We start from the raw sequence: 16,448 nt of genomic DNA, 5'->3' as shown, positions 1-16,448 counted from the left end.
TTCAGTATTCCTCGGCTCTGTCGGTCACGTAGTCTCCTTCATGATTTTGAAGTGTGTTGAGGACATGAAGGGCAGTGTCCCTGAGATCATTCCAGGCCTCGGCCGGGCCAAACAAGGGAGGATAAGTCACCGCCTGGCCCAGCTTCTCCAACTCGTCGACCGACGTCTTTGCGTCTGCCAGGCAGTTGGTTAGCACCCGGCGACCCTCCTGGATTTGCTGCTCTACTGGCATTTCGGTGTCCGCAACCGCGTCCGACGGATCTTCTTGCCGTCCGTCGTCGTTCCCAATCGTCGAGGGCTTGAACGCGTCAGATCCACCGTTCGCATCCGTGTCCTCATCTACCCGTCCGTCCTCACCGTCAGATTCTGCCGGCTCGAGCACCTGGCGGGCGCGCTCCGGGTCTGAAGCGACGGCCACGTCCCACTCCAGCAACAGGACTGGCTTGCCATTATCCCGAAGAATGTGGTCGGGGGCATTTAGATCGACCACAAGATGCTGGTACTCGTCGTCTCCCTCAAGAGCCTGGTCGTTAGGCAACCCAAGCTGCTGCCTTGTGCCCGAGTTTCGAGGGAGTCGACCGTCCTCAAAGCGCTGCGCCGCCAAGGCCAGCGTCCACAATCCCAGCTCATTGCCCTTCCGAGCTAGACCTTCGACGATCTTGTGCACGTCAGCACGGAATGGAACTTTGCCGGGTGCCCTGGTCCGACTGACGGACGAACCTACGTTCCTGGTCAGCAATTTATCGGCAATCAGAGCCGTACCGCCAGCCAAGGCAAGTGTCAGACGGGCCTCACGGCTACCTTCAAGCGCCGGCTTGATCAGGGTAGTGAAGTCGTTGGTCACCATCGGGGCCCAACCGTCCGCCAGCACTTCCTTGAAGAGGACACCTCCATTGCTCCAGGCGTTGCGCGCCTGCTGTGCTGCTGACTTCTTACTGGACCGCCAGGGGTGATCAACGATAGGGCCGAGCAGCCCGGCGTAACCTTTGTCAGTCATCCGCCGGTCGCCTTTAATCTCCTTGGCCCTGCTCCTCAACTCCTCGAAGGTTGCCGGCCGAGTCAGGGTGTGCAGCAATTGGACTGCACGCCACAATCCGTTGCCAGGGATATCATGATTCCCATACACATTGGGAGTATCCGAAGCTCGCCGGAGGCCGACGGCCAGTTCGTACACCGCATGCAGCCCATCTTCGACCGTGCTTCCGGTGCTACCGTGGAGAACGCGCTTGAGTGCGCGGGCAGCAACCTCGACGTTTTGGGCGGCAGTGTCCCACGGCTTGAACTCGACGTGAACGGACGCGAGGATCGATCGTAGGGCGTCGTCGAACACGTCCTCCACTGGCAAGGCAGTGCGCTCGTGAGCCTGGACGCCGACCGTTACATGCGATGGCACCTGGTATGACTGGGCAATCTGGATGGCCCGCAGGGACGGTGGATTACCCTCCCCTGCATTGGCGATCTCTTTATTGAACTCTTCACGAAGCTGCTTGCGCCTATTCTGCCGCCCCAATGCCATCCGCTGGGTGAGCGGCTTGGCTGGCTCGCTAGCAGAAATCTGATACTGCGCAAGGAGGGTATTCACGGCCAGATTGGCTGCCTCCTCTGGATCACTATCGGGCCCGGCCAACACTTTCCATGCGCTAGCCAAGCGAGTGATACCGTCGCGTACGACAAGGCCGAAAACTGACTCCGTGCCATCGTCAAAGTCATAGATGATCGGATGCGCGATCAGGGCGCGTGTGACCCGCCTGGAGAGGATAGATTCCTCGTAGGAGTTCCGGTACAGCGTTGCCGTGATGGTCTGCCGAACGTGGCGTTTAAGGTGATTGACGCTTTCGTACCGGTATCGGAGGATTGCCTGCGGATTGTCATCCTCGGCCATGCCCAGCACCTGCGGATCGTCGACAGCCAGAAGTTCCTGCCCCGTCCGCGGCTGAATGGCTGGGAACAGCTCGGACAACCACACCCTGGAATGAACCGACCGCAGGGTCGCGCCATCCACATGCTCCTCCAAGAGCAAGCTAGCGTTGGCATCATGCGCCTCACGCAGCTGGAGGGCGACGGTCGCAGGCGTCACAGCGGCCCGAGCCACCGCATGCCATGCATCCTCCGGCAACGACGCCAACTGAGCATTCATGCCGGCCTTGACCAACTTGTTGCGGTCGTCCACGGCGGACGCATCAGGCAGTTCGTGGTCGACGGTGGATACCTCGATCTGCTGGTTACGCCAGTCAACAGTGATGGGTGCGCCAGTCTCGTATCCAGGCATTGAATGCCTCCTCTTGGGTGGTCGGTGTGGAAGACTAGGTTCGCGGTCCTGGCCCGCTTCGCGCGGGATCCAGGTCCGGCCCGGCTGGGCCCCGGCTTCGTTCGGGGCCCAGTCCCCGCCTCTGCCTCGCTCAACTCACAGTGCACTGGGCCCGTGGGCACCCGGGAACGTGGAACCGAACCAGTGCCACATGAACGCGCGAGACGGACGCTTTGCGATGGACTGGTAGGCCGAGTACGCCAACATGTCTGCGCCCTGAAGCAGGCCCAAGTTGCGTGCAGGCCGGAACACCGGGTCGCCGATGATGTGGCGACTTTCGTCCGAGAGGGCTCGATGGGCCCGTCGAAGGGCGCCTTCAGTACCATCGCCATCGACGATGACCACCCCATGGATGCCCGATTTGGCGAGCTCAGCGTTAAGTTGACGCAGCAGCGCGGCGTAGAGGGCAGGCCGGTCGCGCCCGTAGTTATCCGTCTCTCGATAGACAGCACGCACGCGCACGCCAGGTACCGCGGCGATCGTTCGCAGCCCGCGCAGGATGACTTCCTGGCAGTGCCGGCGATGCGTCGCACGGTCAGTGCTACGTGAACGGTGAACGTGGCGCCCACGAGCGCCCACGAGTTTCACCGAGTGAAGAGAGGAGTCTGCCGGGATCTCCAGCCGTGCATCTGCATCCAGCTCGGCGCGAAAATCTCGCCATTTTTGGTTCGCGGTGTCAACCTGCGCGAGATCGATACCCAAGGATGCGAAGCAGACCGTCGTACGGGCGTTGCCTCCATCGTCAACGAAATAGAGACGCAGGGGGGCAGCGCTGGACTCGGCGACCATAGGCTATCAACTCCGCAAGCACGCGTGGGTTTTCCCCGGCACCGTTGCCGAGGGCCCTTCCGCGCTCCTCGAAACGAAGGTCACTTTCGAGAGCAGCGGGCGCGGAGTGCTTCAATGCCGCGCGCCACGTCGTACGTCAACGGCTTCGGAAGCGGTTGCCGCATCGACCCAGAATCAGACCCCATGGGGAGTACCATCCGCGCCAGCGACAGCCCCCGATCCACAACCATGAGGAATCAGGAGCCCCCAGGACTGTTCCTGGTCCCGTACGTCACGATGCTGCCTTGCACCACGCTCACCGCGACTATAACCGTCCGACGAGATGGGCATCGTACAAATCCCGTACCACTGACAGGAGTTGACCGATCTTGACATTTTAGGCGACAGGTTCGCCAAGTACTGCTCCCTGAATGATCTACGAGCGTCGCAGGTGACCCCTTGGCGTCGCCGTCTGACGACAGAGGCTCGGTGAGGTCGTTGAGTTGCTGCCGAGTCATTCCGGAGAACAGGGTCTGGTACCGAACGCGTCAGTGGCTGCGGTGCAGGACCGGTCCGCCGAGATGGCCGCGTATGGGCGGTGGTCCATACAGTTCCAGTCGCCGCCGTGACGGGTCAGTGGCAGAGCCGCCCCCTCCGCGTCATCGACGGCCCCTCCGGTCAGATACGTGTTGGTGTCCAGGTAGGCCATGGCGCGCCGACCCACGAAGGCTGTGGGTGAGCCCGCGCATGTTCCTGTGGACTGTTCGTGGACGGGAATCGTCTGCAACTGCCGTGCAGTGCTCGCGACCAGCACAAACGTCAACGTCACAAGCGCCCTCCGGAGTCGCGTGCGGGCGGCAGCGGGCGTTCGCTAGCGGTAGAAGATCGCCACCCCGCCGTGGTGCGAGCAGGCTCCCTGGTGGTGGGCTGCGTAGGAGTACGTGCCGTCGTTGCACATGGCCGTTGCGCCGCCGCCCGCGGAGTTCGAGTCGTCCGACGAGTTGGAGTCGCCGCCGGTGGACGATGAGCCGCCGGACGTTGAACTGCCGCCGCCCGTTGAGCTCCTGGTCGGGGCGTGGGCCGTGACCGTCACCTTTACCTTGACCGTCTTGGTCACCGTCGGTGCCGGTGTGGGCTCGGCTGTCTGGGTCACCGTGGCCGTTGCGGTGACCGTTGCCGTGACGGTGGGAGTCGGTTCGGTCTTGGTGTTGGCGACCGTCTTTGTCTCGTTCGGTTTTTGGTTGTCGGCGGCCCCCGCGCCGACTCCGACGAGGAACGCCACACCCAGGGCCGGCAGTACGAAGCGCTTGCGGGCCCACTTGGGGGCCGGGCGGTGCATCGGTGGGACGGGTGGTGGCTGGAACGGTGGTTGCGGCTGGTAGTAGCTCACAGGACCCCCCTGGTGAAGTACTTGAGGGGCGAAACTATCTGGACCTGTCCATCACATGTGAGGGACTGGTGGAGAAAGTGACTTAGTTGTGATGCCACGGCGGCCAGACCGAGCCTGCCGCCGTCTTCAGGCATCCCTGGACCTCCGCCACCAAGGTCCGCAACCTCCCCGGCCGCACGCCCTCCCTGTCCAGCCACTCCTCCCAGCGCGGGCGCAAGTAGCGGGCCGTGCTCAGGCCGTGGCGGCGTAGGGCTGAGCGGCTCAGGGAGATTTCCTCCTGGATCTCTCTGCGGAGGTCGTCCGTCCAGCCCTGGCTGCGGTCCTCCTCCGTGAGGGGGGCCTTCAGGGCTGCCACCGCCTCGTCCAGGAGTGGCAACGGGTTGGTGAGGTCCATGAAGTCATGATCCCTCGGCCGGCCTTCAGCCGGGATCTGCATCCCCGCTGAAGGCCAGTCGTTCAGCCCAGCTCCCCCACCCCCACCGACCAGATCCCCCGGCCGTGCGTCGCCGCGTACAGGGTTTTGCCGTTCGGGCTCAGTTTGAGTTGGAGTACTGCCGTGGCCGGGAGCGTGCCTGCGCGTTGCCAAGTCGTGTGGTGCGGGGCCCGGTAGACCACTCCCAGGTCCGTGGCCACCGCCAGGCCGCCGTTCGGGGTCAGCAGGGCCGCGTTCGTCGGGACGTCGGGGAGGGTCGTGGAGATGTCCTTCCACGTCGTGCCGCCGTCCTTCGACTCGAAGACGTGGCCCACTCCCGCTCCCGGGCCCTCCGTCCAGTGGCGGGAGAAGCCGTTGACCGCCAGGATCACGTGGTTCGCGTTCCTCGGGTCCACGGCGAAGCCGCTGAGGTAGCGGTTGGGGATCGTGGCGTCGGTCGGGAGGGTGAGGTCGTGCCAGCCCGTGCCGTCCTCGTTGCCCACGGCGATGCCCCGGGCGAAGCCCTGGTTGTTGCAGGGGCCGCACCAGGCCGCGTAGACACGGCCGTTCGAGGCCGCCACGGCCGTCGCCGCGCGGCCGGCGCCCAGGTCGTGGACGTTCTTCCACTCCGTGCCGCTGCGGATGGCGTAGCCGTGGGTCTGGACCCAGACGTGGCGGCCGCCCGCGATCCATGTCGCGCCGTCGGCGGTGTCCGCGGCCAGGGGGGCCACGAAGCGGGCCTCGCTGGTGGCGTTGTCCGGTGGGGCCACGTTGTAGGACGTCGCCTTTGAGGGGTCCGTGGTCCAGCTGCCGTCGTTTCGCGCGCAGTTCTGTGTCACCTGGACCGCCAGGTAGACGTACTCCTGGGCGATGTTGCAGCCGTTCTGCGGGTCCGTCAGGGTGTCGGCGCCGTCGCCGCCGAAGTTGGAGCCCATGACGCGGTCGTGGCCGCGCAGGATGGACTGGCCGTTGTCCTGGAGGCCGCCGGTGATCGCGAGGCCGCCGTTGTCGCGGTCCTTGCCCACGCCCACCGAGTAGTACTGGAGGGTGTCGATCGTGCCGTCGTTCAGGGACGTCCAGTCGGTGGCGTGGCCCGAGGCGTCCTGGGTGCCGTCCAACGGGCGGCGGTAGGCGCCGCCGTCGTTGCCCACGTACAGCCAACTGCGGCCGTGGTAGCGGCCGATCGCCACACCGTGCTGGTCGGGGTGGGTCGTCTGGTGGCAGGCGCCGGTCTGGCGGGACGGGTCGATGCTCCAGCAGGGGAAGCCGAAGTTCCAGTACGGGCCCACGGCGGACCAGGTGGTGCCGCCGTTCCTCGTCTCGAAGACCTCCTCCAGGCCCGCGTAGACGTGCTTCGGGTCGCTCGGGTCGACGGTGAGGAACTGGTTGTACCAGGCCTGGATGCCCGGCATGTAACCCGGCTCGGTGAGCGCGGAGCCGCCGGCCGCGAGGGCCTTGTGGTCCGCGATCTTCGTCCACGGGCCCGTCGGGGAGCCGGTCGCCGAGACGAAGACGCCCTCCAGGGCGCTGTCGGGGTTGGTGTTGAGCTGTTCCGGCGACTGGTCGATCGCGTAGTAGCGCGAGCCGTCGGCGGAGCGGGCGAAGGTGACGTTGCCGACGCCCTCCGCGTCCGTGGGCAGGTCGCCCATGCCGCTGGTGATCCGGGTCCAGGTGCCGCGCACCTTGGTGTAGAAGCCGTTGTAGTCGTCGCCGCTGCGCCAGCCGACCGCGAGCACGACCTTGTGCGGGTCCTTCGGGTCGATCGCGATGTCGTTGGTGAGGTTCTTGTACGCGGCCGACTCGTCGTCCGCCTTCGCGCCGCCCGGCAGGTAGTCGGGGTTGGGCGCGAACTCCAGCGTCCAGGGGCCGGAGAGCTTGGCCGTGGAGTGGCTCCACACGCCCTCGCTGGTCGCCGCCCACACCCGGCCGCCGCCGAAGCGGAGTTGGTGGATCGTGGTGGACTCCAGCTCCTTGCCGCCGACGCGGTCGCGCGTGGTGAACGTGCCGTGGTGCGGGTGGGACAGGACGTAGACGCCGCTGCCGAGGTAGGCGTCCGCGTTGGTGGTCGCCTCGCCGGTGCCCAGCCACAGCCGGCCGGCGCCGTCCAGCGCGAGCGCGCCCGTGGACTGGGAGGGGAGCCGGTCGCTGAGGGGCTGCCAGTAGCCGCCGCCGGTGCGGGAGCGCCAGACGCCGCCACCGGCGCTGCCCGCGTACAGGTAGCCGTCGTCGTCCGCCGCCATCGCGGCCATGCGGCCGGTCACCCGGCCCGCGCCGCCGCTGGAGTTGGAGTCGATGTCGCGGTAGCGCGGGTCGTCGGAGTCGTACGGCAGGCCGGTGACGTGCCGCCAACTGCCCTTCGTGCGGGGCAGGGCGGTCAGGTCGCGCCAGGCGGCGCCGTACGCCCCCGGCGCGACGATGCCGGGCGAGGTGCGGGCCTCGGCGTACTGGTCCGCCCCCTCGGCGATCTCGTCCGCCTCGTTGCCGTCGTCGTCCTCGGCGGCCAGGCCGGGGTTCACCGTGCCGATCGACTGTTCGCGTGCGGCGGCCAGGCGGTCGAGGGTGCGCGGCCCGAAGGGGTCGGGGTGGCCGCCGGGTACGGCTCCCGCGGGGAGCGCCACGCAGGCGGCGGATGCGGTGACGGCGCAGAGCGTGAGCCATCGTCTCTTGCGGGTACGGTTCGGTGCTGACACCTGGTCCTCCCGGAACGGATGGGACGGGCACAACGGGCAGAGCGAGCAGAACGGGCGGTGCCACGACTGCCGTTGCAGACCCGACCACGCGGGGCCGGGGGTGTCCGCTCCTTGGACAAGGTTTGACCGGAACCTGCCATACGGTGAACCAAGGGGCATGCGCCGGGAAAGTGGTCATATGGTCACGTGCGTCCGCTCCGATTCGAGCGTTTCTCAAGTGGCGCTAAGGTGGGCCGCCACAAAAGCGGTTGCGCGAAGGGATGTTGGCGTGGTCTTGAAAGCCGTGCGCTCGGCCTTGGAAGCGATCTATGTGCGGCGGCTGACGCGCAAGCTGGAAGGCCGGCCACGGCCCCGGCACGTGGCCATCATGCTCGACGGCAACCGCCGCTGGGCGCGCGGCGCCGGGCACGACGACGTGCGCGAGGGCTACCGGGTCGGCGGCGCCAAGGTCACCGACTTCCTGCAGTGGTGCGCCGCCGCCGACATCCAGCACGTCACGCTGTGGATGCTCTCCGACGACAACCTCCACCGGCCCGCCGACGAACTGGGCCCCCTGCTCGAGATAATCGAGGAGACCGTGCAGCGCGTGTGCGCCACCGAGGAGGCGTGGGAGGTCTCCGTCATCGGCGCCCTCGACCTGCTGCCGGGCGACACCGCGCGCGTGCTGAAGGAGGCCGCCTCGCGGACCACCGGGCGCGGTGGGCTGACCGTGGACGTCGCCGTCGGCTACGGCGGGCGCCGCGAGATCGTCGACGCCGTGCGGTCCGCTTTCGACCGGCACATCAGCGAGGGCGGCGACCCGCGCGACCTGGCGGCCGACTTCGACCTCGAGCACATCACCGACAACCTGTACTCGCCCGCCGGCCACGACACCGACTTCATCATCCGCACGTCCGGCGAGCAGCGGCTGTCCGGCTTCCTGCTGTGGCAGTCCGCCTACGCCGAGGTCCACTTCGTCGACGTGCTGTGGCCGGCGTTCCGGCAGATAGACCTGCTGCGGGCGCTGCGGTCGTACGCGGACCGGGATCGTCGGTACGGTCGCTGAGGCGTCCTGACGGTCGTCGGCGTCATCAGGTCAAGCGAGGCGCGGGGCGGGGAGAGTTGGGGCCGTCGCACGGCGACTGGCCCCGGTTCGTCTCAGTCCTGGGGTTTCACGCCGAGCGCTTGCGGGGCTGGGTCGTCTTCTTCGTGGTGGAGGCGGACTTCTTCGTCGTGGTCTTCTTGGCGGCCGAGGTCTTCTTCGCCGCCGTCGATCTGGACGTCGACGCCGTCGTCTTCTTCGTGGGCTCCGCCGTCTTCGACGTGGACTTCCTCGGGGTGGCCTGGGTCTTCTTCGTGGTCGAGGTCGACTTCTTGCCGCCCGTGGTCTTGGGGGCGGCGCGGGACGTCTTGCGGGGCAGGTGGCGGACCTCGGCCTCCTCCTCGGGCGGGGCGGCCTCGCCGCGGGACTCCTTGGCGGCGCGGACGCTGTTCTCCAGCGCCGCCATCAGGTCCAGGACCTTGCCGCCGGCCGGGCGGGACGGGCTCTCCGGCGGGGCCTCACCGGCCGCCTTCGCCGCGATGACCTCCTCCACCGCTTCCCGGTACTCGTCGTGCAGGTCCTCGAGGTCCACCTCGCCGAGGGTGTCCATCAGGGCGTCCGCCAGGTCCAGCTCCTTGTCGCGGACCGTGACGTCGGCGTCCGGGGCCACCCCCTGGGGCTCGCGCACCTCGTCCGGCCACAGCAGCCCGTGCATCGCGATGGCGTCCCCGACCACCCGGAGCATCCCGAGGCGCTCCCGGCCGCGCAGCGCGTACTTGGCGATGGCCACCTTGTTGCTCCGCTTGAGCGCCTCGCGCAGCAGCGTGTACGGCTTGGCCGCCGGGGCGCCGCCCGCCGCCAGGTAGTACGCCTGGTCCATCTGGAGCGGGTCGATCCGGTCGGCCGGCACGAACGCCACGATCTCGATCGTCTTCGCCGTCGGGATCGGCAGCTGGGCCAGGTCCTCATCGGTGATGGGCACGATCGTGCCGTCCGCGTCCTCGTACCCCTTGCCGATCTCCGACGAGGTGACCTCGCGGTCCTCCACCTCGCAGAACTTGCGGTAGCGGATGCGCCCGCCGTCCTCCGTGTGGATCTGGCGGAAGGAGATCGAGTGGCTCTCCGTGGCGTTCACCAGCTTGATCGGGATGCTGACGAGGCCGAAGGAGATGGCGCCGTTCCAGATGGATCGCAACGTTCAGCACCTTTCCGGGCCGCGGGTCCGGTAACCCGACCTGATGACAGAAGGGCAGTTTGTACCGGTTTCGTGTGATTCTCATCGTATGACGCCGATCACAGAGGTGGAGGGGCGACGGCTGGCGCTCAGCAACCTGGACAAGGTGCTGTATCCCGCGACCGGCTTCACCAAGGGCGAGGTGCTGCACTACTACGCCACCGTCGCCGAGGTCCTGCTGCCCCACCTGCGCGAGCGGCCCGTCTCCTTCCTGCGCTACCCCGACGGGCCCGACGGCCAGCTGTTCTTCACCAAGAACGTGCCGCCGGGCACGCCCGACTGGGTCGCCACCGCCGAGGTCCGCCGTTCGGAGGGGCCGGCCCGGATGGTGCTGGTCCAGGACCTGCCCAGCCTGATGTGGGCGGCCAACCTCGTCACCGAGTTCCACACCCACCAGTGGCTCGCCCCCACGCCCGACGAGGCCGACCGGCTGGTCTTCGACCTCGATCCCGGGCCGCCCGCGACGATCGTGCACTGCTGCGAGGTCGCCCTCTGGCTGCGCGAGCGGCTGGCGGCCGACGGGCTCGTGGCCTACGCCAAGACCTCCGGGTCCAAGGGGCTGCACCTGCTGGCCGCCGTGCGCGGTTCCTCGTCCGACCAGGTGAGCGACTACGCCAAGCGGCTGGCCGTCGAGGCCGAGCGGGCCATGCCCGAGCTCGTGCTGCACCGGATGACGCGCAGCCTGCGGCCCGGCAAGGTGTTCGTCGACTGGAGCCAGAACGCCGGCCGCAAGACGACCGCCGCGCCGTACACCCTGCGGGCGCGGGCCGAGCCGACCGTGTCGGCGCCGGTCACGTGGGCGGAGGTCGAGGGATGTGGGGCGCCTGAGGGGCTGGCCTTTCAGGCGGGGGATGTGAGGGCCCGGGTGTCGGAGTTCGGGGATCTGTTGGCGCCGTTGTTCGATGCGGAGGGGGCCGGGGTGCTGCCGTAGGTCGGGCGGGTGCGGGTGGCGCCTCGGCGCGCGGGTGTGCTGGGGGCTGCCGCCCCCCAGGCCCCCGCTTCGGCCCTGGACGGGCCTCGTCCTCAAACGCCGGACGGGCTAAGAGCGGCGACGCGCGCTGGAGGGCCAAGAAACCTCGGGTCTGCGCCGGACTGGCTGAAAAGCATCAGCGCGCGCCGGACCGGCCGAGAAGCCTCAGCCTCCCCTCAGCAGACCCCCCACGTCCCCCGGTCCCGGGCCATCGCGTGCAGCGCCTCCACGTCCGCCGGTTTCAGGACCCCGCCCGTGCGGGCCAGGTCCGCCAGGTCCGTGTCCCGTACGACCCGTACCTCGCGCGGCGGAGCCGTGACGCGGACGTCCGCCGGGCCGGCCAGGGCCAGGACCGGGTGGACCTCGGCCGTCAGGGCGTAGGAGGCGCGGTCGGCGGCGGCGCGGGCGCGGCGCAGGACCGGCTCGGGGTCGCGGCGGCCCAGGGACACCATCGGGTCGGCGACGAGCACCCGCTGCTTGCGGGCGTACAGGGCGTGGACGGCGAACAGGCCGCCCGGGCCGATGGCCAGGTGGTGGACGCGGTCGCCGCCGGGCAGCGGCACCGAGTGCAAGGTGTGCCAGCCCGCCCCGTCGAGACGGTCCAAGGCCTCCCCTACGGTCTGCTCCGCCTCCAGGGCCCGGCGCCTCGGGTCGGCGCGCAGCCGGAGTCCCTGGTGGGCCGGGTCGCGGTCGAGGGAGACCAGCAGGGCCTCGCCCGGGCGGTTGGGCGCGAGGTCGTCGTCCGGGTGGAGCGACAGGCGGGCCAGCTCGGCGGGGGTCGGCACCGGGGGCGGGCCGACGGCGACCGGGCCGGTCAGGAAGGGGCCCAGCGCCTCCAGCACCTCGTCCCGGCGTTCGTCGCTGAGCAGGTTGACCCGGCCGGCCTCCCGGTCGTACCAGGCGACGTTCCTGCCGTCCGTACGGCAGACGTAGAGCCGCTCCCGGCCGTGGCGCCAGGCCGGTACGACGCGCAGTCCGCTCATGCACATCACCCCGACGACCATGGGAGCAGGTGGGTGCTCCCGGAGCAAGACGGCGGCCGCCCCGGGAGGCGGCCGGGCACCCACACCCCGGTCCGCCGGGCGCCTGCACCCCGGTCCGCCGGGCACCCACCGCGGCCCGCACATCCGGCCCGCCCAGGCCACACGCCCCGGTCCGCCGGGCCCCCACGGCCGACCACCGGATCCTGCTGATACCGTCGCGGCGATCGCCCGGCCGCCCCCTCGGCCCACCGGTGGGCAAATAGGACTTCCCTCCGAATATGGTGTACGGGGCCGTCGTCGTCGTCGATCACAGGAGTCCCGTGTCCGTCAGCCGCCCCGTCCGGACCGGCCTCGCCGTCGCCCTGCTGGCCTCGGCCGCCGTGGCCTGCGGTGACGCGGGCGGACTGCGCGGTGCCGGGTCCACCCCGACCGCGACCAGCCCGGCCCGGCTGTGGCCGCAGCTCACCCCGGCCTCCAGCCCCGCCTGGAACATCGACGAGGCGGACACCGAGGTCGTCAAGGGCGTCACCGTGCCCGGAGACGACCTCCGGAAGGTCGACCCCGTGGCCATCGTGCGCGCCGAGATCGCCGCCCACCCCAAGGACTACCGGGGCCCCACCGCCATCTACCGGGACACGACGGCCCGGATGGCCGCCTGCACCAGCAAGCCCGCGGCCGGGAACGCCACGGGCGGGAACGCCACGGGCGGGAAGGCCACGGACGGGAAAGCCGCGGACGGCAAGGCCACGGACCGCACCGCGGACGCGGACGCGGCCACCACCGCCGCCGGCACCTGCCCCGTCCTCCAGCCCTACTACCGCGACCTGACCGGAGACGGGCGCGTCGACCTCACCCTCGGCTTCCGGCTGCTGCCCGGGGACGCGCCCGACCTGACCGCCGTCCGCGTCTACACCGTGGACAAGCACCGGCTGCTGCGGGTCATGGCCTGGGAGGACGCCGTCAGCGCGGTCGAGCTGGCCGGGCGGTCGGTGATCATCCGCTCGCCGTCCGACCTCGCCGACTACGAGTACCGGCTCCAGTGGACCTGGGACCCCGAGCAGAAGGCCATGCTCCTCACCCACGACGAGATGCTCCGCACCCACCACGGCCAACCCCCCGGGCACCCCTCCCCGACGACGACCGCCACCGTCGGCCCGAGCTCCACCGCCGACCCAAGCACCAGCCGTTCCCCGTCGGTGACCCCGTGAGGGCACCCGCTCCCCGCCGGTCCACGTCCCGCCGCGCGGCCCCGCTCCCCCGCTGGGCCGGCACGCTCGCGGTGAAGTCGGCCGCCTTCATCACGGTGATGTGCTGCGCGCTCGCCGCCCTGCTCGGCGTGCTCGTGCACGTCCAGGTCACCGACCAGACCGTCGGCCAGGCCCGCGACCTCGCCCTGTCCCGGCTGACCGACGCGACCGCCGCGTACGAGGCGGGCGACACGCTGCTGCCCGGTGCCGGCGTCGACGCCGAGGGTCTGCCCCAGCCGCTGCGCACGCTGGCGCTGGCCGGGAAGCGCGGCACCATGGTCGCCGACCACCGCGGGCAGCCCGTGATGTGGGCGGCCGGTCCCGCCGACGGCGGACGCACGCTCGCCGTGGCCGTCGACTACGGCCAGCAGGCCCGCACCATCGAGGGCCTGGACAGCGCCATCCTCTGGTCGTCGGGGCTGGCGATCGGGGCGACCCTGCTGGTCGGCGCCTTCGCCGTGACCCGGGTGACCCGGCGGCTGCACGCCACCGCGCTGGTGGCCCGGCGGATCACCGCCGGCGACCTGGACGCGCGCGTGGACGACCCCCGCACCAAGGACGCGAGCCGCCCCCAGGACGAGGTGGCCGCGGTCGCCGCGGCGCTGGACTCGATGGCGGCCTCGCTGCAGGGCAAGCTGCTGGCCGAGCAGCGCTTCACCGCCGACGTCGCGCACGAACTGCGCACCCCGCTCACCGGGTTGCACGCGGCCGCCGAACTGCTGCCGCAGGGACGGCCGACCGAGCTGGTCCGCGACCGGGTGGCCGCGCTGCGCACGCTGACCGAGGACCTGCTGGAGATCTCCCGGCTCGACACCGGGCGCGAGCGCGGGGAGCTGGACACCGAGGACCTGGGCGCGCTGGCCGAACGGGTCGTACGGGCGTCCGGCACGGACACCGAAGTGCGGCTGGTGCGGGACGCGCGCGTGGAGACGGACCGGCGGCGCCTGGAGCGCGTGCTCGGCAACCTGGTGTCGAACGCGCACCGGCACGGGCGCGCCCCGGTGGTGCTGACCGTGGACGGGCCGCGGGTCACCGTGCGGGACCACGGGGACGGGTTCCCGGAGTACCTCGTCGCGCACGGGCCGCAGCGGTTCCGTACCGAGGGCGGCGCCAAGGGGCACGGGCTGGGGCTGACCATCGCGGTGGGGCAGGCGGAGGTCCTGGGCGCACGGCTGACCTTCACCAACGCACCCGAGGGCGGCGCGGTGGCCACGCTGGTCCTGCCGGAAGAGCGGGCCTGAGCCGGCGGGGCGCCATCCATCGGCCCAATCCAGCGGGCACCCTCCCCCGGCCGCCCCTAACGTGGCGATCAGTCAGCTTTTGACACGTCACGACCCCCTTCCTGGAGGTACGCCATGGTCGCCATGGTCCTGCGGTCCGCTCTCGCCCGTCTCGCCATAACGGGTGCCGCCGGCGCCCTCGCCCTCTCCGCCTCCGTCGTCCCCGCCATGGCCGACGACGGCTGGGGCGGCGACGGACAGGGCAACGCGAACTCCCAGCAGGGGACCTCCACCTCCCAGGGCCAGACACAGGGGCAGGGGCAGAGCCAGGGTCAGGGCCAGGACAGCGACCAGTACCAAGGCCTGGGCCTGGGCTACCAGGCGGTGCAAAGCCAGACTCAGGGCCAGGGCCAGACTCCGGGTCAAGGTCAAGGTCAGGGCCAGGGCCAGGGCGAAGGCCAAGGCCAGAACCAGGGCCAGGGCCAGGGCCAGAACCAAGGCCAGAACCAAGGCCAAGACGGTCGCCTCACCCGCGGCGTCGTCACCGCCCGCGGTGGCCTCCTCCTGCGCAGCGCGCCCACCCGGTCCAGCGAGGTGATCCGCCTGGCGCGCCAGGGCGAGACCGTGTCGATCTTCTGCCAGACCCGCGGGGAGAGCGTCGACGGGAACCGGCAGTGGTACCTGCTCACCGACGGCACCTGGGCCTGGGGGGCGGCGCGTTACATCCGCACGGTCGACCGGGAACCCCGCCCGTGCTGACGCCCGACTGACCCAGCCCCCACCCCAGCCCCCGTCCCAGCGAAGCTCACGAGGACCAACAATTGGGTAGGTTCCGGACATGATGTCAGCCGGAGTCGACACCGCCGTGGCGGAGCGGGCCCCCGCCCGCCCGGCACGCCTCCCCCGGCGCCGCGGCATCGAACTCGCGCTCATCGTCCTGGCCGTCCTGCTGTCGGTGTACGGCTACTGCGCGGTGGGCCTGGCCCACGACGGCGCCCTCCCGCCCGGCGCCGCGGGCTACGGCGCAGGGCTCGGTGTGCTCGCGCTGCTGGCGCACCTCGCGGTGCGGTTCCGGGCGCCGTACGCCGATCCGCTGCTGCTGCCGATCGGGGTGCTGCTCAACGGGCTCGGGCTGGTGCTCATCTACCGGCTGGACCTGGAGACGCCGGGTGACCGGGCGGCGCCCACGCAGCTGGTGTGGTCGACGCTCGGCATCGGGCTGTTCATCGTGGTCGTGGCCGCGCTGCGCGACCACCGGCTGCTCCAGCGCTACGCGTACGTGTCCGTGGTCGCCGCGCTGGTGCTGCTGTGCCTGCCGATCCTGTTCCCGGCGGTCAACGGCGCCCGCATCTGGGTGCGGATCGCCGGGTTCTCCCTGCAGCCGGGAGAGTTCGCGAAGGTGCTGCTCGCGGTGTTCTTCGCCGCGTACCTGGCCGCCAACCGCAACGCGCTGGCGTACGCGGGCCGCCGGGTGTGGTGCGTGCAGCTGCCCACCGGGCGCGTGCTGGGGCCGATCGTCGCGGTGTGGCTGGTCAGTGTGGGCGTGCTGGTGCTGGAGCGGGACCTCGGCACGTCGCTGCTGTTCTTCGGCCTGTTCGTCGTCCTGCTGTACGTGGCCACCGGCCGCACGGGCTGGATCGCGGTCGGACTGCTCCTCGCGGGGCTCGGCGCGGTGGCCGTGGGGCGCTTCGAGCCGCACGTGCACGGGCGCGTGGAGGACTGGCTGCACCCGTTCGCGTCCATCGACGCGGGACAGGGCCCGGGCCAGCTCGCCCAGTCGCTGTTCGCGTTCGCGGCGGGCGGGGTGCTCGGCACCGGGCTCGGCAACGGCCACTCGGTGCTCATCGGGTTCGCCGTGAAGTCGGACTTCATCCTGGCGACGGCCGGCGAGGAGCTGGGCCTGGCCGGGCTGTCGGCGATCTTCCTGCTGTACGCCCTGCTCGTGGAGCGCGGCTACCGGGCGGGGCTGTCGCTGCGCGAGCCCTTCGGCCGGCTGCTCGCGATCGGACTGGCCTCGCTCGTGGCGCTCCAGGTGTTCGTGATCGCGGGCGGGGTGACGGGGCTGATCCCGCTGACCGGCATGGCGATGCCGTTCCTGGCGCAGGGGGGCTCGTCGGTGGTCACCAACTGGACGATCGTGGCGCTGCTGATCCGGGTCAGCCACTCGGCGCGCCGCCAGTACGACGGGAAGCCGGCCCCATGACG

At 70.1% G+C, this 16,448-nt stretch carries 13 protein-coding genes; 6 read left to right on the top strand and 7 right to left on the bottom strand.

Features of this window, described 5'->3' with window-relative positions; translation table 11 throughout:
- Position 1 precedes the first annotated feature (1 nt).
- From AQJ30_RS22635 to AQJ30_RS22615, 5 genes are all read right to left on the bottom strand, one after another.
- Positions 2 to 2,269 (bottom strand): hypothetical protein, encoded by a 2,268-nt coding sequence (locus AQJ30_RS22635; RefSeq protein WP_079084204.1) that lies wholly within the window; start codon positions 2,267 to 2,269, stop codon positions 2 to 4.
- A 135-nt stretch (positions 2,270 to 2,404) separates the two neighbouring features.
- Positions 2,405 to 3,097 carry a DUF3800 domain-containing protein gene (locus AQJ30_RS38030; RefSeq protein WP_107119663.1) on the bottom strand — a complete coding sequence of 231 codons (693 nt, stop codon included), beginning with the start codon at positions 3,095 to 3,097 and terminating at the stop codon, positions 2,405 to 2,407.
- 850 nt (positions 3,098 to 3,947) lie between these two features.
- Entirely contained in the window at positions 3,948 to 4,466 is a 519-nt protein-coding gene (locus tag AQJ30_RS22625; protein WP_425424168.1) for a DUF3761 domain-containing protein, read from the bottom strand.
- A gap of 82 nt (positions 4,467 to 4,548) precedes the next feature.
- Positions 4,549 to 4,860 (bottom strand): hypothetical protein, encoded by a 312-nt coding sequence (locus AQJ30_RS22620; RefSeq protein ID WP_067237342.1) that lies wholly within the window; start codon positions 4,858 to 4,860, stop codon positions 4,549 to 4,551.
- A gap of 62 nt (positions 4,861 to 4,922) precedes the next feature.
- On the bottom strand, positions 4,923 to 7,568 hold the full coding sequence (locus AQJ30_RS22615) for a beta propeller repeat protein (RefSeq protein WP_067237043.1): 2,646 nt from the start codon (positions 7,566 to 7,568) through the stop codon (positions 4,923 to 4,925).
- A gap of 274 nt (positions 7,569 to 7,842) precedes the next feature.
- On the opposite strand from AQJ30_RS22615, the gene AQJ30_RS22610 reads away from it, so the two are divergent.
- Entirely contained in the window at positions 7,843 to 8,613 is a 771-nt protein-coding gene (locus tag AQJ30_RS22610) for an isoprenyl transferase (RefSeq protein ID WP_371558109.1), read from the top strand.
- A gap of 106 nt (positions 8,614 to 8,719) precedes the next feature.
- Here AQJ30_RS22610 and ku read toward each other — a convergent pair whose 3' ends face one another.
- Complete coding sequence (gene ku, locus AQJ30_RS22605; protein ID WP_067237040.1) at positions 8,720 to 9,784, bottom strand: non-homologous end joining protein Ku; 1,065 nt, start codon at positions 9,782 to 9,784, stop codon at positions 8,720 to 8,722.
- An 88-nt stretch (positions 9,785 to 9,872) separates the two neighbouring features.
- Between ku and ligD the strand changes: the two genes are divergently transcribed.
- Positions 9,873 to 10,754, top strand: a complete 882-nt coding sequence (gene ligD / locus AQJ30_RS22600; protein WP_067237037.1) for a non-homologous end-joining DNA ligase — start codon at positions 9,873 to 9,875, stop codon at positions 10,752 to 10,754.
- 215 nt (positions 10,755 to 10,969) lie between these two features.
- Here the strand turns inward: ligD and AQJ30_RS22595 are convergent, their stop codons facing one another.
- Positions 10,970 to 11,776, bottom strand: a complete 807-nt coding sequence (locus AQJ30_RS22595; RefSeq protein WP_067237337.1) for a nuclease-related domain-containing protein — start codon at positions 11,774 to 11,776, stop codon at positions 10,970 to 10,972.
- A gap of 320 nt (positions 11,777 to 12,096) precedes the next feature.
- On the opposite strand from AQJ30_RS22595, the gene AQJ30_RS22590 reads away from it, so the two are divergent.
- The 4 genes from AQJ30_RS22590 (at position 12,097) to AQJ30_RS22575 (ending at position 16,446) form a co-directional block, all read left to right on the top strand.
- Positions 12,097 to 12,984: a hypothetical protein gene (locus AQJ30_RS22590; protein WP_107119670.1), complete on the top strand. Its 888-nt coding sequence runs from the start codon at positions 12,097 to 12,099 to the stop codon at positions 12,982 to 12,984.
- A gap of 98 nt (positions 12,985 to 13,082) precedes the next feature.
- Complete coding sequence (locus AQJ30_RS22585) at positions 13,083 to 14,264, top strand: ATP-binding protein (protein ID WP_079084216.1); 1,182 nt, start codon at positions 13,083 to 13,085, stop codon at positions 14,262 to 14,264.
- Between the two features lie 114 nt (positions 14,265 to 14,378).
- Positions 14,379 to 15,002 (top strand): SH3 domain-containing protein, encoded by a 624-nt coding sequence (locus AQJ30_RS22580; protein WP_342671636.1) that lies wholly within the window; start codon positions 14,379 to 14,381, stop codon positions 15,000 to 15,002.
- Between the two features lie 79 nt (positions 15,003 to 15,081).
- Complete coding sequence (locus AQJ30_RS22575) at positions 15,082 to 16,446, top strand: FtsW/RodA/SpoVE family cell cycle protein (RefSeq protein ID WP_067237030.1); 1,365 nt, start codon at positions 15,082 to 15,084, stop codon at positions 16,444 to 16,446.
- The last annotated feature ends 2 nt before the right edge of the window (positions 16,447 to 16,448 follow it).

It is taken from the genome of Streptomyces longwoodensis (assembly GCF_001514125.1).
Classification (GTDB): domain Bacteria; phylum Actinomycetota; class Actinomycetes; order Streptomycetales; family Streptomycetaceae; genus Streptomyces; species Streptomyces longwoodensis.
This window is presented reverse-complemented; position numbering and strand designations above follow the sequence as displayed.